Consider the following 20199-nt stretch of genomic DNA (forward strand, 5'->3'; position numbering starts at 1 on the left):
GGTTACTCTGCCGCCAAGCGGTGTGATGACGGGGCCACGTCGGCCGACAGCAACAGGCGCGTCACCATGTCCTCGATCCGCGCCTGCGCCCGGTCGGCAACGCTTTCGAACCACGTCAGCGCCGCCGATGCCGGGATTGCCACGGCCATGCCGACCGCGGTGGTCAGAAGCGCTTCCCAAATGCCCCCTGCAAGCGCCGAGGGATCGGCGCGGCTGCCGGCGGCCTCTAGCGCCTGGAACGCCGAGACCATACCCAGCACGGTCCCCAAGAGACCGACGAGCGGGGCAATTGTCGCGACCAGTTCCAGACTGCGCAGCCCGGCACGGGCCTGTCCCAGCTGGATCGCGGCGACGCGGGCGATCTCTTCGCGCATGCTCGCGCCGTCGTGCCCCCCATGCTCCAACAACTCCAACGTCGTCGCCACAGGTGCCACGTATAGACCGCGCGCACGCCGGATCCTGTCGCGTGCGCTGGACCGGTTGCCCGAGGTCCAGTCGGCGATCGCGCGTTCGGCCAGCCCCGGGCGCCAAGCCCGCATGACCGTGAGGCGCAGTATCTTCCACACGATCACCCCGGCTGTCAGCGCGGCCAACCCCGCAAGCAGCCAGATCGCCGCGCCGCCTCGTTCCATCACATCAAGAAGGGGGCCAAGTTTGTCGCCCATAATCGTCTCCATCAGGCAATCGCCGTATGCGGCAGTAGAAAAGGACCGCGGGCGGGCGTGGTATTCACGCGCAATTCGCAGGCGTAGGCGGAAGAGAGATGCGCGTCGGTGAAAACCCGATCCACCGATCCCTGGGTCACGACGCGCCCCTGCGCCATCAACGCCACGGAGCCCGCGAACATCGCGGTCAGGTTCAGGTCGTGCATCACCGCGACGACCCCGCCGCCGTCGCGGGCGAAGTCGCGGGCGACGCCCATGACCTCTAGCTGGTGCGCGATATCCAGGCTCGCCACGGGTTCGTCGAGGATAAGCCAGTTCGCACCGGCCTCGCCCACGGGCGCCCAGATCTGGGCAATCGCGCGCGCGAGTTGAACGCGCTGTTGCTCACCGCCCGACAGGTCATGGTAATGGCGCGGCCCAAAGCCGGTCAGCCCGACCCGGGCAAGGGCGCGTTCGGTCAGATCGCCCTGCCCGGCGCGAAGGCCGGACGCCTGTCCAAGCCGGACGATCTCTGCCACGGTGAATGGAAAGGCGACGCCAGTGAATTGCGCCAGCACGGCGCGGCGCGCGGCTAGTTCCCAAGGCTTCGCGCGCGCGACGTCGATCCCTTCCAGGTGCGCGGCACCCGTGAAGGGGACATCCCCCGTCAAGGCCCGCAAAAGGGTGGTCTTGCCCGAGCCATTGGGTCCGACGATGGCAGTGATTTCGCCGGGTTTCGCCGCGAAGCTCAACCCATGCAGGATATCGCGCCGGCCGAAACGGACGCTCAGGTTCTTGGCTTCAAGCATTTATATCTCCATCAAACCGCGACGCCGCAGCAGGATCCAAAGAAAGAACGGCCCCCCGATGAGCGCCATGACGATCCCGATCGGAAGCTCGGCGGGGGCGACGATAACGCGTGCGATCATGTCCGCGAGAACCAGAATGATCGCACCGAGAAGGGCCGAGTTAATCAGAAGAAAGCGGTGATCTGGCCCCGTCGACAGACGCAGCAGATGCGGCACGACGATGCCCACGAACCCGATCCCGCCCGATACCGCAACGGCGGCCCCGACAGCCGCGGCAACCAGCAGGATCGCAAGACGCTTGAGCCGTTCGACATCCACGCCCATGTGCCGCGCGGCGGCTTCGCCAAGCGCCAATCCATTCAACCCGCGTGCCAGAAACGGCGCGCCGAAAATCCCGATCAGCATGAGCGGCGCAGCGGCGAGCACCTTTCCCCAGGTCGCCCCGGCGAGCGAGCCAAGCCCCCAGAAGGTCAGGGTGCGAAGCTGCGCGTCGTCGGCAAGGTAAATCATGATCCCGGACACCGCACCCACCAGGGCCGCCAACGCGATCCCCGCCAGAAGCATGGTCGCGACCGAGGTATGCCCGCCGCGCGTAGCGATCGTGTAGAGCGCGATCACCGACAGCCAGCCACCGACAAAGGCCGCAATGGGCACAAGGGCGTATCCCATCGCCGCCCCCAAGGCAGGCGGAAGCAACCCGCCCAGCACGATAGCCAAGATCGCACCGAGTCCGGCCCCCGCGCTCACCCCCACGAGGCCGGGGTCAGCCAGCGGATTTCGAAACAGGCCCTGCATCACCACGCCCGACACGGCAAGCGCCGCACCGGCCATCAGCCCCATTGCCAGACGTGGCAGACGGATGTCGACAATGACCACGCGGGCCCGCAGTTCGATCTCGCGCCCCGCGATAACGTCGCCCAAAAACGCAAGGGGCGATACCCCGGTCGCGCCCACGAACAGGCTAAGACCGCAAACCAGGACCAGTGCCGCGACCAGTGCCAGCATGACCCGGCGGGCCAACTGACCCCGGTCCGCAAAGCTGCGCGACCCGGCGGATGTATCTGCCATGGCGACCATCAGCTTTCAGCGTCCGCCAACGCCACGGCAAGGGTCCGCACTGCCTCTCCGACACGGGGGCCGAACCCCAGGAGAAGCAACCCGTCCATCCGCACAACGCTCTGCGTCCGGGCCGCCGAAGTTGAGGCAAGCGCCGGATGCGTGAACAGCTCGTCGTTTGTGATCGCGTGGTCCGCGGTGCGGTCCATCATCAAGATCACGTCCGGCGCGGCGCGCAAAATGGCCTCGTCCGAGAGCTGCTTGTATCCCGAGACGCCTTCGACAGCATTCACGCCCCCCGACATTTCGATAATCGCTGCGGCCGATGTGTCGGCCCCCGCCGCGGTGATGCGGCCTCCGGCGGTCGAAAGGATGAACAGGACGCGGGGGCGGTCGGACGGGTCAACCGCATCGCGCGCAGCCTGAAGATCTGCCGCGACCGACGCGGCGAGGGCCTCGCCCTTGTCGGGCACGGAAAGCGCCGCAGCCACGTCGCGGATTTTCTGGATGACCGCATCCTCGGTGTAGCCATCGGTCACTTCGACGAAGGGAACTGCGGCCTGGCGCAACAGATCGACCGCCTCAACCGGCCCCGCGCCGGTTTCGCTGATGATGAGGTCCGGGTTCACAGAGAGCACGCCCTCGGGCGAGAGCTGGCGAATGTAACCAACGTCGGGCAAGGCGGTCACGTCCGGAGGATAGGTCGACGTGCTGTCGCGACCGACGAGACGGTCCACTTCACCGAGTTCATGGATGATCTCGGTGACCGATCCGCCCAGTGAAAGAACCCGGTCCGCCAAGAGTGGCCCGGGAAGAATCGCAAGGGCACATGTGGCGAGAATGCGGATCATGCGTCCACCTCTGCGACTTCGGGAAGGTCCAGCACCAGGGCTTCGAAGGCGGGCACGTGGTCAGCGTCGTCTTTGCGCATTCCGAAGATTTGCAGGATGATCTCGCCGTGCTCGTCGAAGGCTTCGACCGAAATCGCCATGCCGCGTTTGGTCGGTTTGCGCACCTCGTACACCTCGGCGACATGGTCCGAGCGCAGATGCAGGTTGAAGCCGGGGTCCATCACGTTGTTCCACGGTCCCACCTGTTTCACCGCCTTGATCGGGCCCGAGTGGATCTGGATACAGCCGTGGTTCCCGACGAAAACCATCGACGGCACGCCGCTTTCGCCAAGTTTGGCCAGCAACAGATCGACGGACTGCGGGGCCAACCGCCGCACGTAGGGCGCGCCCGCGATCCGGTAGGCGCCCAAGCGGTTCATCTTGAGCTTGCGGGTCATTAGCAGGAACTGGTGCGTGTCGGTCATCCGGTCCCACTCGCTGCGCAAGGTCTCGGCCTTGTCCTCGCGACTGCGGGCGCCCGTCGGGGCGGGCCGCGGCGCGACGTCGAGACTGTCGGATTGTTCGGGGGTAGCAAGGGTTTTGACGAGAGTGGCCCATTCCTCGTGGTTCGAGCCGTTGCGCAGGTGGATTTTGTGGACGGCATCACCGGCAGCATCGAATATTTGGATCGACCGGCGCGGCGTATCATCGACGACGGTTTCTACCGCAAAGGCCGAAATCCAGTGCTGCGGAAATATCCGCAAGTCGACGTTTTCGTTAAGCACCATGCTCGCGTGTTTGCCGGAATGATAATTGTCATAGCTGCCAACTTTTTCATGCACGACAGAGGGGGTGCGGGTCAGCGCCATCACCTCGCCTAGGGCCGGGACGGCGGCCATGATATCGTCCGGGTTAGCAGACAGGCGCACCGTTCCATGCCCGACCTGTGCGGCCACCAGTTGCGCTTCGGAAATCCCGAGCGTCTCGGAAAGATCACGGGCACGAAGCGCGTGATTCTCAGCTTGATTTTCGCGAATGTCACGCGGTGACAGGGAAGCGGTATCCGACATACGGATGCTCCTTTTTCTTTTGATTTTAAGTGATTACCTGGCGGCGCCGTGGCCATTTGGCCGCGCTTGCTGGGTGGGGGCGAGTTCTGCACTCTAATTGTTGACTGAAATACTCATGTACTTTATCCGATGCAAGTCATTTGCACGACCGATCGTGCAGCGGCCCGGAAACGGCCCGCAGCCAAGCCAGCGCACCGCCAGCTCGCAAGACATCAAAAAAATCTGGAAGGGGATACCCATGAACGCGCAACCCGCGATGCGCGCGGCTTTGCTGTCAAGCGCCGCACTCATCATCGCCCTGCCCGCTAAGGCGCAGGAAACATTTCAACTCGACACCGTCTTCCTCGCCGAAAGCAAACGCGAAGTGGCGACCGAGACCGCCGTCGCCGAAACGACCGTGGATCTTGAAGAGATCGAGGATCGTCAGGCCGATACCATCGCCGAACTGGTCGACACCGTCCCCGGCGTCCGGCTGATCAATGGCAACACGGCCCAGGGGTCCGGTATCAACATCCGCGGCTTTGGCGCGAACGGCACCTATGGCACCGACCAGAAGGTCGCCGTGCAGACCGACGGCGCGAGCGTCGGCTCCGAGGAGCTCTACCGGATCGGAACGCAGCTCTACACCGATCCCGAGCTTTACAAAGAGGTCAACGTGATCCGCGGTATCGCCGGAACCTTTGAATACGGGTCTGGCATCATCGGCGGGTTGATCCGCGCAGAAACCAAAGACGCCATTGACATCACGGGGGGTGACACCGGCTTCAACCTGCGCCAGACCGCCCAATACGGCACCAACGGCGACCAGTTTGCCAGTTCGACCATCCTCGCCTGGCAACCGACCGAGAATTTCGGGGTGATCGGCAACTACACCTACCGGATGCAGGATATCCTGGTCGATGGGTCCGGTAATCCGATCAACGCACAGTCCGCGTCTCTGCCCAGCTACCATGTCGGCGCGCTCTATACCTTTGGGGACGCCAACCAGCACGAATTGCGCGCCACCTATTCCGACACGACGTCGTCCGAAGAAGACGTCCCCTACGACAGCTTCGGCCTGTCCAGCGGGAGCTTCGGCAATGTCGACCGCGAAGTGCAGTCGCGCACGGCAACCCTGCGCTATTCATTCGATAGCCCAACAACGGATCTGGTGAATATCACGGCCAATCTCAGCTATGCCGACCAACAGATCGACAGCGCCTATATCCCCGGTTCGTCGCCGCTCGAAGGCACACCGACCTTTGGCTCGTTGCTGCCGCTCGTCGATGCGGACCACCGTTATGAGACAACCAAACGGACGGTGAAAAACCAGGCTCTCTTCGCCACGGGCAGTGTCCAGCATGACCTGCGCGTCGGCGTCGAAAGCATCTACAAGGAACGCCTGGATGCGTCTTCGGCCCCAGGCGGCACGGATCGGCGCCTTGCCGTATTCGCCGTGGACGACCTGACATGGGGCGGGCTGACGGTAACGCCCGCTGTGCGCTATGAACACCAGCGGGTCGGCGGCCCGGCCTATGCCTATTACGACAACGACGCCCTGATGGGCGGTGTCACGGCGCGCTACGGATTCGGCAGTTCAGGCTTTGCGATCTTCGGCAGCGCGGCCTACACCGAGAACTTGCCGATCATGGACGACCTGACGAACCCCGCCTACATGAAACAATCGGAAAAAGCGCGCAGCTTCGAGATCGGCACAAGCTTCGACCGCCCATCGGTTTTTGCCAGTGGCGACCAGTTGAGCCTGAAGGCCAGCGGCTACCAAACCTCTGTTTGGGACGTCACCTCTTATACGACCGCTGCGATGGGCCCTATTACCGACGTCTCGCTGCGTGGATTCGAACTTGAAGGCTCGTACTCGACGGCCAGCGGGTTCTACACGGACATCAACGCCAACGTCCAGCGGGGGACCGGCAAGGACGCAATCGGCACCAAGATGGATTGGTCCGGCATCCCCGCCGATCAAACGCGTCTTACCTTGGGGAAGCGTTTCGGCGAAGAATATGACTTCTCATGGGAAGCGGTCGCCGATTCGTCCATGTCCCGGTCCGCCACCCCAACGCCGTCTAGCGTCGTCCACAACCTGCGCGCCACCTACCGCCCGCAAGAGCGCGCATTGAATGGGGTCGAGTTCCGCCTGGGTGTCGAGAACCTCTTCGACCTGGACTACACCCCGCACCTTGCAACCCGCCCGGCGCCGGGGCGAACATTCAAAATATCCATCGCAGCAACATTCTGAACCAACGCGGCGAGCGCCCCAAAGGTGCTCGCCGCACGCCTTATGAATCCATCAAGATGCCGTCCACGGGATGCGCCTGGCCCTTGGGCAAACTGCAGCAAAGAGCCGAACCTGCGCAACAAGCTGTCACGCAGAATGTTTAGCGCTGCGTTTCTGTTGCAGTGCCTTGGCGGGATAGGTGTCTATGAATTCGAGCTATGATATCTCGCAGCCAACGTGGCGGAAGCCATTTTTTGCCGCTTGCTTTGTGGCTCGGTTGGACACCTCATAACACGCGGCCATAGACTGCGCCGAAACATCCAAGAAAATTTCACGATCTAAGTTCTTTGGGGGAATGGGGTTTTTTTACCTACACCCCGCATGAGAACAAAATGGGTGTAACAAGCCATTGGAAGCGGGTCCGTTTTCCTTGCTGGCTGCAAAACCCAACCTGGGCATCCCGCACTTGGTGCGTGTGATACATATGGCCGGGAATTGAAAGGAAAGCGGCGAACTTGGCGCATGCCGCAAAGTCGGGAATCTTGGCGAAAATCACGTAAGATACTGATTAAAAATGACTTAAGATATTATGATACCATTTGCGACGCGCAAAGTTTTGCGCGCCGTGCAAATTTATCCGCTTCCCGACACGTGATCAGATATCCAGGTTTTCCACGTTGAGCGCGTTTTGCTGGATGAATTCACGGCGCGGTTCGACCACGTCGCCCATCAGCTTGGTGAACAGATCATCGGCTTCGACCATGTCATCGACTGTCACCTGCAGCAGCGTGCGCGCTTCGGGGTCCAGCGTGGTTTCCCACAGCTGATCCGGGTTCATTTCGCCCAGCCCTTTGTAGCGTTGCAGCGTCAGGCCCTTTTCGCCTTCGGCCAGAACCGCGTTCAACAGCTCGGTCGGGCCGTGAATGATCTGCTCGCGATCCTTGCGGACCAGTTGCGCCGGTTCCTGGAACGGATCGCGCGTGCCCTGCGACACCTCGGACAGGCGCCGTGCCTCGCCCGAGCGCAGCACCGCCCCATCCAGCGTGCGGATTTCTTCCACGCCGCGCAGAACGCGGCTCAGACGAATGCCGTGATCCTGGGTGATGCGCCCCTGCCAGCCGCGTTCATATTCGACGGCCACCTGGTCGAGACGCGCCGACACCTGGTCAGCGACTTGCTGCAGATCGGCATCCGCGCGGCCCGGATCGAACGCCCCGGCCAGCGCCGCCTGTTCCAGCACATGGCGTGGGTAATGCGTTGGAAAGGCATCCAGAATACGGCGAAAACTGCGGGCCGCTTCGACCACGCGGTGTAAATCCTGGCCCGCGATTTCTTCACCGTTTTCAAGCCGCAATACCGCCCCGTCGATGCCCTGCTGGATCAGATAGTCTTCCAGTGCCGGCACATCCTTGAGGTACACTTCCGAGCGACCGCGCGACACCTTGTAGAGCGGCGGCTGCGCAATATAGAGGTACCCACCTTCGATGATTTCGGGCATCTGACGGAAAAAGAATGTCAGCAGCAGCGTGCGAATGTGCGCGCCGTCAACATCGGCATCGGTCATGATGACGATCTTGTGGTAGCGCAGCTTGGAAATGTCGAATTCGTCGCGTCCGATACCGGTGCCGAGCGCGGTGATCAGCGTGCCGATTTCCTGGCTGGACAGCATCCGGTCGAACCGCGCGCGTTCGACGTTCAGGATTTTGCCGCGCAGGGGCAGCACAGCCTGATTGTTTCGGGACCGGCCCTGTTTGGCCGACCCGCCTGCGCTGTCCCCTTCGACAAGGAAAACTTCGCGTTTGGCTGGATCGCGTTCCTGGCAATCGGCCAGCTTGCCGGGCAGTGACGCTATGTCCAGCGCAGATTTTTTGCGCGTCATTTCGCGCGCTTTTCGGGCAGCTTCGCGGGCCAGCGCGGCCTCGACGATCTTGGTAACGATGATGCGGGCTTCGTTCGGGTGCTCTTCAAACCATTCGCCCAGCTTTTCGTTCACCAGGTTTTCAACCGCAGGGCGCACTTCGGAACTGACCAGCTTGTCCTTGGTTTGCGAACTGAACTTGGGATCGGGCACCTTGACCGACAGCACAGCCGTCAGGCCCTCGCGCGCGTCGTCCCCGGTAAAGGTAACCTTTTCCCTTTTCATAATTCCGGTGGAATTGGCATAGAGATTGATCGTTCGCGTCAGCGCGCCGCGAAAGCCCGCCAAGTGCGTGCCGCCGTCGCGTTGGGGGATGTTGTTTGTAAAGGGCAGCACCGTTTCGTGGTAGCTGTCGTTCCACCACATCGCCACCTCGACGGTGATCCCGTCCTTTTCGCCGGTCACGAAGATCGGCTCTTCCATCACCGAAGACTTCGAGCGATCCAGATAGCGGACGAATTCCTTGACGCCGCCTTCATAGCACAACGTCACCTCGCGCGCCTCGGCGGGCCGTTCATCGCGCAAGATGATTTTCACACCCGAATTCAGGAACGCCAGTTCGCGCAGGCGCTTTTCCAGCGTCTCGTAATTGTAGTCCAGGTTCGAAAACGTGCCGGTCGACGCAAGGAACCGCACTTCTGTCCCGCTTTCGCCGTTCGCATCGCCCACTTCGCGCAAATGCTCTGTCGTTTCGCCATGTTCGAATTTGGCGTAGTGTTCCTTGCCATCCCGCCAGACGCGCAGTTCCAGCCACACCGACAGTGCGTTCACCACCGACACGCCGACGCCGTGCAGACCGCCCGACACCTTGTACGAATTGCTGTCGAATTTCCCGCCCGCATGCAGCTGGGTCATGATGACCTCGGCCGCCGACACGCCTTCTTCTTCGTGAATACCCACGGGAATACCGCGCCCGTTGTCACGCACCGAAACGCTGGAATCCGCGTGGACTGTCACGGTCACATAATCGGCATGACCGGCCAACGCTTCGTCAATGCCGTTGTCCACGACCTCGTAAACCATGTGGTGCAGCCCCGACCCATCGTCGGTATCGCCGATATACATGCCCGGCCGCTTGCGGACTGCCTCTAAGCCTTTGAGAACCTTGATGGAATCTGCGCCATATTCGGCGGGCTGCTGCGCGTCGTCTGCCATTCGGATTGTCCCGTTATTACCTGTCGATTTTATACGCAGTTCTGGGGGGATTGTCACGCGCCTGACACAAGATTTGGTGGTTTGTGCGGCGTCCGTGGCGGTCACCAAAAATGCCGCGATCTGCCGCGCTGCCAACACCGAATAGCCGCGCGCACTGGCGGTTGATTGACCGGTGTATCCCTTGGTGACGATAGCCCAAGCGGCGGGGGATACCTTTCACGCCGGTCTGCCAAAGCCCGTCGCGATGATCGTTCTGTAAATCGATGCTGCCTTATCCGTCGCGCTGATGATCCGGGCACGTCGCCGGCGCGGCGTCATCGCCACTGCGCAGGGTGATGGGCTGTTGGATCAAACGGATGTCGTGACGGGTCTTCAAGTATCATGTGAATGGAATGATCGCCGCAACGACGATCAACATGATCCCGGCGGAAATGTTCAGCCGTCGCAGCGCCTTGGGCGAGCTCATCAAATTGCGCGCCAGGCCCACGAACCCGGCCATGACGACGTTGCCCAGCAAAGGCACCGCCATCGACAGGGCCACGATCACGGCGATATCCGGCGCGGTCAGGGCGCGCAGATCGAAAAAACCCGGCAACATGCCCATGTAGAACAGGATCGCCTTGGGGTTGGCCAGAATCACGATGACGCCCGCCACGAACCCCGCCCACATACCGGGCCGCGTCAGGCGGCTGTCGGCGGCGATCTGGCGGTCACAATGGCGGATGATCGTGACGCCCAGCCACAGGAAAAACCCGCTGGCCACGAATTTCAGGACATAGGTCAGGCCGTCGAATTCGCTTGCCACCCAGCCCAGTCCAAGGATCGCCAGAAGTGGCCAGAGCGCATCGCCCACCGCCACCCCGATAGCCAGCGGCCAGGCGGCGTGAAACCCGCCCGACAGCGCGCGCGCCATCAGCGCCATCCACACCGGGCCCGGCGTCAGGAAAAGGATCAGCAACGCCAGCGCATAGAGTGCCATATCGGCGATCGTTATCGTCAAATCACCCGAACCTCGGACCCGTCCGCGCCTTCGCGCACCTCGATCTGCATGGCGCGATTTCCCCAGTCTTCGAACAGTTCAGGCCCGGTGCCCGTCATCCAGGCCTGCGCGCCCAAGGCGGCGATTTCATCGTAGAGCGCGGCGCGCCGGTCGCCGTCCAGATGGGCCGCGACTTCGTCAAGCAGAACGATGGGCGGGGCGCCAAAATCCTGCGCCAGGGCCCGTGCATTTGCCAAAATCAGGGAAATCAGCAGCGCTTTCTGCTCGCCCGTCGAACATTGCGCGGCGGGCATGGATTTCCTGGCATAGATGGCGCCCAGATCTGCCCGGTGCGGGCCGGTCAGTGTGCGCCCGGCGGCCATGTCCCGCGGGCGGTCCTGCGCCAAGGCTTCGGCCAGAGCGTCTTCGGTGTCGGGCAGCGTACCGCCTTCGGGCGGCTCAAGCGTCAGATCGGCGACCGGAAACGCCGTTGCGGCATCGTGCTGCGCGGCGGCGACGCGCGCCAGCGCCTGGTTGCGGTTGGCCATGATCGCGGCCCCTTCGCGCGCCATCTGTGCTTCCAGCGCAGCGTACCAATGGGCATCGCGCACGTCATCCTTGAGCAACCGGTTGCGTTCACGCATGGCCTTTTCATAGGCCAGGGTGGCGTCGGCATGGCGCGGCTCGAAACTCATGGTCATACGGTCAAGAAACCGGCGCCGGCCCTCGGCCGCCTCGATCCACAGCCGGTCCATCGCCGGGATCAGCCAGACAATCCGCGCGATGCGCCCTAGCGCCACCTGCGCAGCCGCTTTGCCATCAATCCGCACGTTGCGGGTGCTGCCCGGTTCGGCCCAGGTTTCCACCTCGTGCAACTGGGTCAGCGATGTCAGCTCGGCGCTGACCTTCCAGCCCAAGGCTTGCGGTCTTCGCATCAGCTCGTCCGGCCGGGCCCGCCGCAGCCCGCGGCCAGGTGACAACATCGACACCGCTTCAAGAATATTGGTCTTGCCAGCCCCGTTCGCCCCCCAGATCGCAATTGGGCGCCCGTCCAGCGTCAGATCAACCCGTCGGTGGGACCGAAAATGCGAAAGAGCCAGCCTGTCGATCACAAGCCGGCTCATTCCACATCACCTACCTGCAGACCATCAGACACGCATCGGCATAACGACATAGACGGCACTGGTGTCATTGCCTTCGCGCATAAGGGTCGGATCGCCAGACGAATTGAACAGGAAGACCGCGTTTTCACGATCCACCTGGCTGGCGATTTCCAGCAAGTACTTGGCGTTAAAGCCGATATCCAGATGTTCGTCGGCGTAGGCCACGATCAGCTCTTCTTCGGCTGCGCCCGCATCGGGGGCGTTGACCGACAGGGTCAACTTGTCTTCCTCAAGGCTCAGCTTGACGGCGCGGCTCCGCTCGGACGACACGGTGGCCACGCGGTCGACGGCCTTGGCAAATTCGGCCGCGTCCACTTCCAGCTTGCGGGTGTTTCCGGTGGGAATGACACGGGTGTAATCCGGGAAGGTTCCGTCAATCACCTTGGATGTCAAAGTGATCTGCGGCGTGGCAAACCGAATCTTGGTTTCAGACACCGACACGGCGATTTGCATATCGTCGTCGTCCAACAACTTGCGCAATTCGCCCACCGTCTTGCGGGGCACGATCACGCCGGGCATGGTTTCGGCGCCGTCGGGCAGGTCCGCATCAATCCGGGCCAGACGGTGGCCGTCTGTCGCCACGCAGCGCAGCACCTTGCCCCCTTCGGCATCGGCCACGTGCATGTAGACACCGTTCAGGTAATAACGCGTCTCTTCGGTGGAAATCGCAAACTTCGACTTGTCGAACAGGCGGCGCAAGACTGGCGCGGGCGCACTGAAGTTGGCCGTATATTCCGAACTGGCCATGATCGGGAAATCTTCCCGCGGCAGGGTCGCCAGCGAAAAGTTGGATCGCCCTGCTTCGACCGACAGGCGCCCCGAAGCGCCATCATCGATCAAGGTGACCAGCGCGCCATCGGGTAGCTTTCGCACAATTTCGTGCAACGTGACCGCAGAGACCGTCGTGGCGCCAGAGCGCTCGACCATGGCCGGGGCCTTGTCGACCACTTCGATATCCAGGTCCGTCGCGCGGAACTGCACTTCGTTGCCTTCGGCTTCGATCAGCACATTGGCCAGGATCGGGATCGTGTTTCGCCGCTCGACCACTGACTGCGCCTGGCCTACGGCCTTCAATAATGCCGCACGTTCGATGCTGAACTTCATGCCACCCTCGTTCAGATGTTCCGGGGCGGCGAGATTACCGCATCGCGCGCGCCTGGCAAGTTGATTTGTTAAGGGAGACATTCTGCGGTTGCGAGCGCGGCGTCAAGGCCACGCTCACCGCCTTCAAGCTTCCAGTGACCGGCGGAGCATTTCCAGATCGTCGGCAATCTGGCTGTCCTTGGCGCGGAGCTCTTCGATCCGCTTGACCCCGTGCATCACGGTGGTGTGGTCGCGCCCGCCGAACCGGCGGCCGATTTCCGGCAGCGACCGGGACGTCAGCTGCTTGGCCAGAAACATGGCGACCTGGCGCGGACGCGCGATATTGCGCACCCGCTTGGGGCCCAACAGGTCGGACAGGCGAATGTTGTAGTGCTCGGACACGCGGCGCTGAATTTCTTCGACCGTGACCTTGCGTTCCGAGGCGCGCAAGATATCGGCCAGGCAATCTTCGGCCAATTCCAGCGAAATTTCTCGGTCCACCAGCGACGCGAAAGCATAGAGCCGCATCAGCGCGCCTTCCAGTACGCGCACATTGGTGCTGATGCGATGGGCCAGAAATTCCAGAACGCCATCGGCGATTTTCAGATCAGGGTACTGCGCCGCAAAGGCTTCGGCCTTGCTTTGCATCACGCCAAGACGCAGCTCATAGTCGGTCGGGTGCAAATCCGCGATCAGGCCGCACTGCAGCCGCGATTTGATCCGCTCTTCAAGGTCCTTGATTTCACCGGGCGCGCGATCACCGGAAATAATGATCTGCTTGTTCTGATCCACAAGCGCGTTGAACGTGTGAAAGAATTCCTCTTGCGTGCTGTCCTTGCCAGCGATGAACTGCACGTCGTCGACCATCAGCACATCGACCGAGCGGAACAGTTGCTTGAAATCCATCATGGTGCGGTCGCGCAGTGCCTGGATAAAGCGGTACATGAATTGTTCGGCCGACAGGTAAACGACCTTTAATTCAGGGCAGGACGCCTGAAGTTCGTGCGCGATGGCGTGCATCAGGTGCGTTTTGCCTAATCCGACACCCCCATACAGAAACAGCGGGTTGAACGTGACCGGGCCGCCTTCCGCAACACGGCGCGCGACCGCATGGGCCAAGGCGTTCGGTTTACCGACGACGAAATTATCGAACGTAAAGCGCGGATCCAGTGGCGCACCGATTTCAGGACCCGCTTCGGGCGCAGGCTTGGCGGCGCTGTAGGTCTTGGGCGACTCGGCAGGTGCCACCGCCGCAGCAGCGACGTTTTTCGGCACGGCGGCCCCCATGGCCGGAACGACGAAATCGACTCGGTTGATCGACTTGTTGGTCGCGTTCAGGCGCTGCAGAATCTGTTCCCCGAAATTGCGCCTTACCCAGTTGCCCATGAAGTTGGTGGGAACGTGGAACGTTGCCACGCCTTGCGCCAAATCGCGAAATTCCAGAGGTTCAATCCAGTTTGTGTAGTTGTTCTTTCCTACTGATATTAGCAGCTCTTCTCGGACGCGTCCCCAAGTGTCATTCGTCATTTTTATCTTCGACCCAGATTTTAATTGTTGTTCAGGACTGCCTCCAGGGCAGCCCCCGGGTTTTCCAGCCGTTTACGGCCCCCCGATGGTTCTGCTCATCCAAGTCGCCTTCAAAGCCCTCAGCCACATTGAGACATCGCACCGAACGGCCAGCAGCGGACAGTTCGGCAGCGACGGCTCGTGCCGCGTGCATTGATCTGGCCCCGGAACGGCATATGAACAACACACAATCAGGGACCTCATCCCCCAATTCGTTCATAAGCTGCTCCGCGAACAGCGGATTTTTAGACATGTTCGGATACTGGGCCCACTCAACACACACGAGTGATTTTCCCAGCCCCGAGAGATCAGGCACACCGACGAAACCCCATTCGGCGGTTGTCCTGACATCGATTAGCACTGACTTCGGATCAGATTTCAAAATCTCCCAAGCTTCGGCTGGATTAACCTCGCCGACGCCCGAACCTAAGTCGGTTGTCATCGCATGTCCCCCCCAAGACGACGTGAATCGCATATGCAAGCTAGCAACCTGTCAGATGCCGGCGCAATGAAACGTTTAACTTGACTCTAAGATTGGCCAGACGAATCCCGGAAGGCCCTGAAAAGCGCCAACCGGCCGCGTCAGATTCGCCACATCACCAACAAAAAAACGCGCCGCAGGGCGCGTTTTTTAGGCGGTTTGAAAGCGACGGTTCAGCCCAGCGCTTTGACCCGTGCGGCAAGGCGCGAGATTTTCCGCGCTGCAGTATTCTTGTGCGTAATGCCCTTGGACACACCGCGCATGATTTCCGGCTGAGCAACCTTGAGCGCGGCGGCAGCGGCAGCCTGATCGCCCGATGCGATAGCTTCTTCGACATTGCGAACAAAGGTGCGGATGCGCGAACGGCGGTTCTTGTTGATGGCGGCGCGGCGATCGTTCTGACGTGCGCGCTTCTTGGCCTGGGGCGAATTTGCCATTGTCGGTTCCCTCTCTCGGGTCTGTTACATTTCGTTTGCGCAACAGGGCCCGGGCGGCAAAACGGCCGGTTCGACTCAAGCCTGAGCGGGCTACGCGCGCATGTAGAGGTGGCATATAGGGGGAATCACCCCCCTTGGGAAGCCCTTATTTGTCGCGGAATTGCGGCTGGCGTTTTTCCATGAAGGCATCCATGCCTTCTTTTTGATCCTCGGTCGCGAAAAGCCCGTGGAACACGCGCCGCTCCCAGACCAGCCCCTCTTGCAGCGTCATCTCATACGACTTGTTCACCGCCTCTTTCGCGGCAATGGCAGACAGCATGGATTTCTCGGCGATCTTCTCGGCCGTGGCCCTGGCGTCTTCCATCAGCTTCTTGGCCGGGACCACCCGGCTGACCAACCCGGCCCGCTCGGCCTCTTCGGCGTCCATGAAGCGCCCGGTCAGATGCATTTCCATCGACTTGGACTTGCCCACGTAGCGGGTCAGGCGCTGGGTGCCGCCCAGGCCGGCAATAACGCCCAGATTGATCTCGGGCTGGCCGAACTTGGCCGTGTCGGCCGCAATGATGAAATCGCACATCATCGCCAGTTCACAGCCGCCGCCCAGCGCATAGCCCGACACGGCTGCGATGATCGGTTTGCGGAACTTGTTGATCGCATCGCCCTCGGGGCCGAACATGTCCGACAGGAACACATCGGTAAAGGACAGCGGGGCCATTTCCTTGATGTCGGCACCCGCAGCAAAGGCCTTTTCAGACCCGGTCAGAATGATACAGCGCACCTTGTCGTCAGCGTCGGCTTCGGCAAGGGCACTGCCCAATTCCGTGAGCAGCTGCTTGTTAAGAGCATTCAGCGCATCGGGCCGGTTCAGCGTAATCGTTGTCACCGAATCCTGCGTATCGAGGAGAAGTGTTTTGTAAGCCATTTGGCGCCCCCTGGTAACTTGTTGCCCCTACTCCTATCAGCCCGGACCCGGCAATCAAGCTATCTTTGGCAGCCTGGGCAATAGAATGACGACCGGCCCGATTGCACGATGCGCGCGACATGCCCGTTGCATCCGGGCCGCGTGCAGGCTGCGCCCTCGCGGCCATAGACAGCGAAGGCATGTTGGAAATAGCCCAGTTCGCCATCTGCCTGCCGGTAATCGCGCAGCGACGATCCGCCTGCCGCGATCGCCTCGCTCAGCACCTCGCGGATCAGTGGCACCAGCGCTTCGGCGCGCCGGACCGCAATCCGCCCGGCATGGCGAGCCGGGTGGATGCCGGCGCGGTGCAAAACCTCGCACACATAAATGTTGCCCAGGCCCGCAACGATGCTCTGGTCCAGAAGCGCGGATTTGATTGGCGTTCTGCGCCCCTTCAGGCGCGCTGCCAGATATGGCCCGTCAAAAGCGTTGCCCAGCGGTTCCGGGCCCAGACCGGCCAACAGCTTGTGCTGGTTTTCGGCGTTACTTGGCAGCAGGTCCATCGCGCCGAACCGGCGCGGATCGTTGAACGTGATGCGCGCGCCGCTTTCCATATGAAGCGCGACATGATCGTGCTTTTGCGGCGGCTGATGATCATGAAAGAAAGCGCCAACTTTGGCCCCGGAAATCAACATGCGCCCCGACATGCCCAAGTGGATCAGCAGGCTTTCCCCTGTGTCCAGATCGGCCAGAATATACTTGGACCGGCGGCGCAACTGAAGGACACACGCGCCCGTCAGACGCGCGGCCATATCGGGCGGAAACGGCCAGCGCAGATCGGGGCGGTTCACATCGGCGCGCGCAATACGCACGCCTTCCATCACCGGGGCAAGGCCACGGCGCACGGTTTCAACCTCGGGCAGTTCGGGCATTCAGAGCCTTGTGTTGATTTCAAGCCAGCGAACCAGCTTTCGCTTCAACTTAAGGCTGCCCCGGACAGTTTTGAAGACCTCGCCGCGCTTCCCGTCATCGAAGAATAGCACCAGGCTGTACTGCCTGTTGTCCTCAACATCTTCCAGACGGCGCAGATCCAGCTTGCGCGTCATCATCCAGAAATTGCGATAGATCAGCCAATGACCATGGATTTCCACCTTATAGGTGTGAATCCAGAACAGGTAGTACCCGGCGATCACCCAGGCCAGCACGTATTCTTCGATGGCGAAGCGCCCGACAAACGGCACACCGTCCGACAAGATCGGGTAAGGACAGAGCAAAACCATAAGCAACGTGACCAAAGCGGTCGAAACGGCACGCAGACCCAATGTGGCTGGAAACACCTCATGCGTCATGCTGCCGTCGGTGGGTTCGTCCTGGCCCATCGTGGCCAGCCCTGTCCACGCCTGATTCATCAGATCGCCGGACCCGTACATGGCCTGCCGGAAATACTTCATTCCACGCAAGTTCAACACGTACCACAGCCCCAAACCGATCAGCAGATAGGGGACAAGAGGGGCCAGAACTTTCATAACGCGTCACTTTGGGTGTTTGTCTCTTTCATCGTGACACTATATCGAGACTTTGCAGAGATTATGGCGGACCACGGGCATGACCGAGAAGACGACGCACTTTGGATTTAAGGACGTGGCCGAAGATCAGAAGGCCGGCATGGTGCATGGGGTCTTCACATCGGTGGCGTCGAAATACGACATCATGAACGATGTGATGAGCATGGGCATCCACCGGGTCTGGAAAGACGCGATGATGGATTGGCTGGCGCCGCGCCCCGGTCAACGCCTGTTGGACGTGGCCGGCGGCACCGGCGACGTTTCCTTCCGCTTTCTTGATCGCGCCCCGGGCGCCAGCGCAACCGTGCTGGACATGACCGAAAGCATGCTGATCGAAGGGCGCAAACGGGCCGAAGCCGGGCAGATGTCCGATCATTTGGATTGGGTGGTGGGCGATGCCATGGCCCTGCCGTTCGAAGCGAACCAGTTCGACGTCTACACGATCAGCTTTGGGATACGAAATGTGACGCGCGTTCAAGACGCGCTGGACGAAGCCTTTCGTGTGCTCAAACCCGGCGGGCGGCTGATGGTGCTGGAATTCAGCCAACTGCCCAACGAAGGGCTGCAAAAGCTGTATGATCTGTACAGTTTCAACGTGATCCCGCGCATGGGTCAGGCCATTGCCGGCGATCGCGACAGCTATCAGTACCTGGTGGAATCGATCCGGAAGTTCCCCAATCAGGAAACGTTCGCGCATATGATCCGATCTGCCGGGTTCGGGCAGGTCAAATACCGGAATTTGAGCATGGGCATCGCCGCCCTGCATTCCGGCTGGAAGCTCTGAGCGATGCGCGGTCCCCACAATATCTGGCGGCTGATCCGCACCGGTGCCACGATGGAGCGCACCGGCGCGATGCGCGTGGTGCTCGAAGCATTGGACGCACCGCTTCCCCTGCGCATCGCCGCCCGCATCCTTGGCTGGCCGTTTCAATGGGTGGGCTACAAGGGGGATTCGGCGCAACCGCCGGTGACACGCGCCCTGACCGCCCTAGGCCCGGCATACATCAAGTTCGGCCAGATCCTGTCAACGCGCCCCGACGTGGTCGGCGAAGATCTGGCACTGCAGCTCCAGGTCTTGCAGGACAAGCTGCCCCCCTTTTCGCGCGACACTGCCATCAAGACTATTGAGCATGAACTGGGGGCCAAGGCCGACACCCTGTTCACCGACATTTCCGAGCCGGTTGCTGCCGCGTCCATCGCGCAAGTTCACCGCGCCCGCCGCCTGGACACCGGTCAGGACGTGGCGATCAAGGTGTTGCGCCCAGGGATCGAACGCGCCTTCCGCCGCGATATCGACGCCTTTTACTTCGCCGCCAATGTGATTGAACGCCTTTCCCCCGCCTCGCGCCGTTTGCGGCCGACGGACGTGATCGAACATTTCGAGGGCGTGGTCATGGGCGAACTGGATCTGCGGCTGGAAAGCGCCAGCGCCGCCGAATTTGCCGCGAAAACCCAGGACGACGCAGGTTTTCGCGTCCCATCGGTCGAATGGCATTTGTCCAGCAAACGAGTCATGACGCTGGCATGGGCCGAAGGTATCCCGGCCAATGATCTGGCCGCTGTTTCGGCCGCCGGGCACAACCGGCCCCAGATTGCCGCGCGCATCCTGCAGATGTTCCTCAGCCACGCCCTGCGCGATGGGTTCTTTCACGCCGACATGCACCACGGCAACCTCAAGATCGCGCCGAACGGGGATGTCATCGCGCTCGATTTCGGGATTATGGGCCGGATCGACGCCTACACCCGCCGAGTTTATGCAGAAATCCTGTATGGCTTCATCAAGCGCGATTACCGCCGCGTGGCCGAAGTGCACTTTGAAGCCGGATACGTACCGGCCGACCGGGATGTCGATGAATTCGCGCGGGCCCTGCATGCGGTGGGCGAGCCGATATTCGGCATGGATGCCTCGCATATCTCAATGGCGCGGCTGCTGAGCTACCTGTTCGAGGTGACCGAGCGTTTCGGTATGGAAACACGCACCGAACTGATCCTGCTGCAACGAACCATGGTCGTGGTCGAAGGGGTCGCGCGCTCACTCGACCCGCATATCAACATCTGGGAGGTCTCTCGCCCCGTGGTTGAAAGCTATGTCAAACAGAACATCGGCCCCAAGGCGATGGCCCGCGACCTGGCACGAACAGCGCAAATTCTGGCACGCGTCGGCCCGCGCCTGCCGGAACTGGCCGAACAAATGCTGATCAAACTGTCGCAGGAAGAAAATCCTCAGCCCGAATCGAATGGCAGCTACTGGCGCAACGGCGGGGTGTTCATCCTTGGGGTTCTGCTGGCATCAGGCGTCTTCGCCCTGCTCGAATTACTGTGAAAAC

19 protein-coding genes are annotated in these 20199 nt (G+C 61.5%); 4 read left to right on the top strand and 15 right to left on the bottom strand.

Translation table 11 applies throughout. The features are described from left to right. Window positions 1-2: 2 nt before the first annotated feature. From ACP2AV_RS00135 to ACP2AV_RS00155, 5 genes are read right to left on the bottom strand one after another with little or no spacing between them, the layout of a single operon-like run. A complete protein-coding gene (locus tag ACP2AV_RS00135) occupies window positions 3-665 on the bottom strand; it encodes a MotA/TolQ/ExbB proton channel family protein (protein ID WP_426370623.1) in 663 nt (220 codons plus the stop codon). 11 nt (window positions 666-676) lie between these two features. Beyond that, window positions 677-1453, bottom strand: a complete 777-nt coding sequence (locus ACP2AV_RS00140; protein ID WP_426370624.1) for a heme ABC transporter ATP-binding protein — start codon at window positions 1451-1453, stop codon at window positions 677-679. Then, on the bottom strand, window positions 1454-2530 hold the full coding sequence (locus ACP2AV_RS00145) for a FecCD family ABC transporter permease (protein ID WP_426370625.1): 1077 nt from the start codon (window positions 2528-2530) through the stop codon (window positions 1454-1456). Further along, window positions 2530-3360, bottom strand: a complete 831-nt coding sequence (locus tag ACP2AV_RS00150) for a heme/hemin ABC transporter substrate-binding protein (protein ID WP_426370626.1) — start codon at window positions 3358-3360, stop codon at window positions 2530-2532. Before ACP2AV_RS00150 ends, ACP2AV_RS00145 begins: the two co-directional genes overlap by 1 nt. Then, window positions 3357-4409 (bottom strand): hemin-degrading factor, encoded by a 1053-nt coding sequence (locus ACP2AV_RS00155; RefSeq protein ID WP_426370627.1) that lies wholly within the window; start codon window positions 4407-4409, stop codon window positions 3357-3359. The genes ACP2AV_RS00150 and ACP2AV_RS00155 overlap by 4 nt, the downstream gene beginning before the upstream one ends. 238 nt (window positions 4410-4647) lie before the next feature. Between ACP2AV_RS00155 and ACP2AV_RS00160 the strand changes: the two genes are divergently transcribed. Beyond that, window positions 4648-6645, top strand: coding sequence for a TonB-dependent receptor plug domain-containing protein (locus ACP2AV_RS00160; RefSeq protein ID WP_426370628.1), 1998 nt, complete (start codon window positions 4648-4650; stop codon window positions 6643-6645). Between the two features lie 42 nt (window positions 6646-6687). Beyond that, window positions 6688-6846: a DUF6471 domain-containing protein gene (locus ACP2AV_RS00165; protein ID WP_426370630.1), complete on the top strand. Its 159-nt coding sequence runs from the start codon at window positions 6688-6690 to the stop codon at window positions 6844-6846. A 433-nt stretch (window positions 6847-7279) separates the two neighbouring features. On the opposite strand, the gene gyrB is transcribed toward ACP2AV_RS00165, so the two are convergent. The 10 genes from gyrB to ACP2AV_RS00215 all read right to left on the bottom strand — a co-directional run bounded on the left by gyrB (window position 7280) and on the right by ACP2AV_RS00215 (window position 17833). Next, window positions 7280-9697 (bottom strand): DNA topoisomerase (ATP-hydrolyzing) subunit B, encoded by a 2418-nt coding sequence (gene gyrB, locus ACP2AV_RS00170; protein ID WP_426370631.1) that lies wholly within the window; start codon window positions 9695-9697, stop codon window positions 7280-7282. Between the two features lie 379 nt (window positions 9698-10076). Next, window positions 10077-10697: a LysE family translocator gene (locus tag ACP2AV_RS00175; RefSeq protein ID WP_426370632.1), complete on the bottom strand. Its 621-nt coding sequence runs from the start codon at window positions 10695-10697 to the stop codon at window positions 10077-10079. Beyond that, window positions 10694-11800: a DNA replication/repair protein RecF gene (recF, locus tag ACP2AV_RS00180; protein ID WP_426370633.1), complete on the bottom strand. Its 1107-nt coding sequence runs from the start codon at window positions 11798-11800 to the stop codon at window positions 10694-10696. Before recF ends, ACP2AV_RS00175 begins: the two co-directional genes overlap by 4 nt. A 24-nt stretch (window positions 11801-11824) precedes the next feature. Next, window positions 11825-12943, bottom strand: a complete 1119-nt coding sequence (gene dnaN, locus ACP2AV_RS00185; protein ID WP_426370634.1) for a DNA polymerase III subunit beta — start codon at window positions 12941-12943, stop codon at window positions 11825-11827. 123 nt (window positions 12944-13066) lie between these two features. After that, window positions 13067-14449, bottom strand: a complete 1383-nt coding sequence (gene dnaA / locus ACP2AV_RS00190) for a chromosomal replication initiator protein DnaA (protein ID WP_426370635.1) — start codon at window positions 14447-14449, stop codon at window positions 13067-13069. A gap of 31 nt (window positions 14450-14480) precedes the next feature. Further along, on the bottom strand, window positions 14481-14930 hold the full coding sequence (locus tag ACP2AV_RS00195; RefSeq protein ID WP_426370636.1) for a rhodanese-like domain-containing protein: 450 nt from the start codon (window positions 14928-14930) through the stop codon (window positions 14481-14483). Between the two features lie 212 nt (window positions 14931-15142). Next, window positions 15143-15406, bottom strand: a complete 264-nt coding sequence (gene rpsT, locus ACP2AV_RS00200; RefSeq protein WP_426370637.1) for a 30S ribosomal protein S20 — start codon at window positions 15404-15406, stop codon at window positions 15143-15145. A 145-nt stretch (window positions 15407-15551) separates the two neighbouring features. Continuing rightward, window positions 15552-16328 carry an enoyl-CoA hydratase gene (locus tag ACP2AV_RS00205; RefSeq protein ID WP_426370638.1) on the bottom strand — a complete coding sequence of 259 codons (777 nt, stop codon included), beginning with the start codon at window positions 16326-16328 and terminating at the stop codon, window positions 15552-15554. 59 nt (window positions 16329-16387) lie between these two features. After that, the gene (mutM, locus tag ACP2AV_RS00210; RefSeq protein ID WP_426370639.1) at window positions 16388-17239 is read right to left on the bottom strand and encodes a bifunctional DNA-formamidopyrimidine glycosylase/DNA-(apurinic or apyrimidinic site) lyase; all 852 of its coding nucleotides are present in this window, start codon (window positions 17237-17239) and stop codon (window positions 16388-16390) included. After that, complete coding sequence (locus tag ACP2AV_RS00215) at window positions 17240-17833, bottom strand: hypothetical protein (RefSeq protein WP_426370640.1); 594 nt, start codon at window positions 17831-17833, stop codon at window positions 17240-17242. Window positions 17834-17912: 79 nt separating this feature from the next. Between ACP2AV_RS00215 and ubiE the strand changes: the two genes are divergently transcribed. Both ubiE and ubiB read left to right on the top strand, forming a co-directional pair. Further along, window positions 17913-18656, top strand: coding sequence for a bifunctional demethylmenaquinone methyltransferase/2-methoxy-6-polyprenyl-1,4-benzoquinol methylase UbiE (gene ubiE, locus ACP2AV_RS00220; protein ID WP_426370641.1), 744 nt, complete (start codon window positions 17913-17915; stop codon window positions 18654-18656). Window positions 18657-18659: 3 nt separating this feature from the next. Continuing rightward, entirely contained in the window at window positions 18660-20195 is a 1536-nt protein-coding gene (gene ubiB / locus ACP2AV_RS00225; protein WP_426370642.1) for a 2-polyprenylphenol 6-hydroxylase, read from the top strand. Window positions 20196-20199: the final 4 nt, after the last annotated feature.

Source organism: Aliiroseovarius sp. PTFE2010 (genome assembly GCF_049943335.1).
Taxonomy (GTDB): domain Bacteria; phylum Pseudomonadota; class Alphaproteobacteria; order Rhodobacterales; family Rhodobacteraceae; genus JBNFVY01.

Coding starts and splice junctions, on each gene's coding strand:
- ACP2AV_RS00135 (WP_426370623.1), bottom strand. CDS start 665: ATGGGCGACAAACTTGGCCCCCTTCTTGATGTGATGGAACGAGGCGGC.
- ACP2AV_RS00140 (WP_426370624.1), bottom strand. CDS start 1,453: ATGCTTGAAGCCAAGAACCTGAGCGTCCGTTTCGGCCGGCGCGATATC.
- ACP2AV_RS00145 (WP_426370625.1), bottom strand. CDS start 2,530: ATGGTCGCCATGGCAGATACATCCGCCGGGTCGCGCAGCTTTGCGGAC.
- ACP2AV_RS00150 (WP_426370626.1), bottom strand. CDS start 3,360: ATGATCCGCATTCTCGCCACATGTGCCCTTGCGATTCTTCCCGGGCCA.
- ACP2AV_RS00155 (WP_426370627.1), bottom strand. CDS start 4,409: ATGTCGGATACCGCTTCCCTGTCACCGCGTGACATTCGCGAAAATCAA.
- ACP2AV_RS00160 (WP_426370628.1), top strand. CDS start 4,648: ATGAACGCGCAACCCGCGATGCGCGCGGCTTTGCTGTCAAGCGCCGCA.
- ACP2AV_RS00165 (WP_426370630.1), top strand. CDS start 6,688: ATGAATCCATCAAGATGCCGTCCACGGGATGCGCCTGGCCCTTGGGCA.
- gyrB (WP_426370631.1), bottom strand. CDS start 9,697: ATGGCAGACGACGCGCAGCAGCCCGCCGAATATGGCGCAGATTCCATC.
- recF (WP_426370633.1), bottom strand. CDS start 11,800: ATGAGCCGGCTTGTGATCGACAGGCTGGCTCTTTCGCATTTTCGGTCC.
- dnaN (WP_426370634.1), bottom strand. CDS start 12,943: ATGAAGTTCAGCATCGAACGTGCGGCATTATTGAAGGCCGTAGGCCAG.
- dnaA (WP_426370635.1), bottom strand. CDS start 14,449: ATGACGAATGACACTTGGGGACGCGTCCGAGAAGAGCTGCTAATATCA.
- ACP2AV_RS00195 (WP_426370636.1), bottom strand. CDS start 14,930: ATGACAACCGACTTAGGTTCGGGCGTCGGCGAGGTTAATCCAGCCGAA.
- rpsT (WP_426370637.1), bottom strand. CDS start 15,406: ATGGCAAATTCGCCCCAGGCCAAGAAGCGCGCACGTCAGAACGATCGC.
- ACP2AV_RS00205 (WP_426370638.1), bottom strand. CDS start 16,328: ATGGCTTACAAAACACTTCTCCTCGATACGCAGGATTCGGTGACAACG.
- mutM (WP_426370639.1), bottom strand. CDS start 17,239: ATGCCCGAACTGCCCGAGGTTGAAACCGTGCGCCGTGGCCTTGCCCCG.
- ACP2AV_RS00215 (WP_426370640.1), bottom strand. CDS start 17,833: ATGAAAGTTCTGGCCCCTCTTGTCCCCTATCTGCTGATCGGTTTGGGG.
- ubiE (WP_426370641.1), top strand. CDS start 17,913: ATGACCGAGAAGACGACGCACTTTGGATTTAAGGACGTGGCCGAAGAT.
- ubiB (WP_426370642.1), top strand. CDS start 18,660: ATGCGCGGTCCCCACAATATCTGGCGGCTGATCCGCACCGGTGCCACG.